Source organism: Mediterranea sp. ET5 (assembly GCF_023337025.1).
In the GTDB taxonomy this organism is placed as follows: domain Bacteria; phylum Bacteroidota; class Bacteroidia; order Bacteroidales; family Bacteroidaceae; genus Phocaeicola_A.
In genome coordinates this window covers 1-517 of the sequence record NZ_JAMBLN010000048.1, presented here as the reverse complement: position 1 = coordinate 517, position 517 = coordinate 1, and the positions used below count along the sequence as shown (strand labels likewise).

Annotated in this window: 1 rRNA gene; it reads left to right on the top strand. The window is 52.0% G+C overall.

The features are described from left to right. Positions 1-517 (top strand): 23S ribosomal RNA (locus tag M3087_RS14275); the annotation flags it as partial.

The following is a 517-nucleotide window of genomic DNA, read 5'->3' as shown; positions in this document are numbered from 1 at the left end:
AGTCGGCAGTGGCAGACGCGAAACCAAGTGATCTACCCTTGTCCAGGATGAAGTCTGGGTAACACCAGATGGAGGTCCGCACCAATAAGCGTTGAAAAGCTTCTGGATGAGATGAGGGTAGGGGTGAAAGGCTAATCAAACTTGGAGATAGCTCGTACTCCCCGAAATGCATTTAGGTGCAGCCTGCGTGATTACCGGCATGAGGTAGAGCGACTGATAAGATGCGAGGGCTTCGCCGCCTATCAAGTCTTGACAAACTCCGAATGCTTGCCGGTTTGACACGTGGAGTGAGGGGCCGGGTGCTAAGGTCCGGTCCCGAGAGGAGAAGAATCCTGACCATCGTCTAAGGTCCCGAAATGACGGCTGAGTTAGTCAAACGAAGTAGGATTGCCGTGACAGCTAGGATGTTGGCTTGGAAGCAGCCATTCATTTAAAGAGTGCGTAACAGCTCACTAGTCGAGGAATCCTGCGTGGATAATAATCGGGTATAAGCCGTCTGCCGAAGACGTGGAATCTC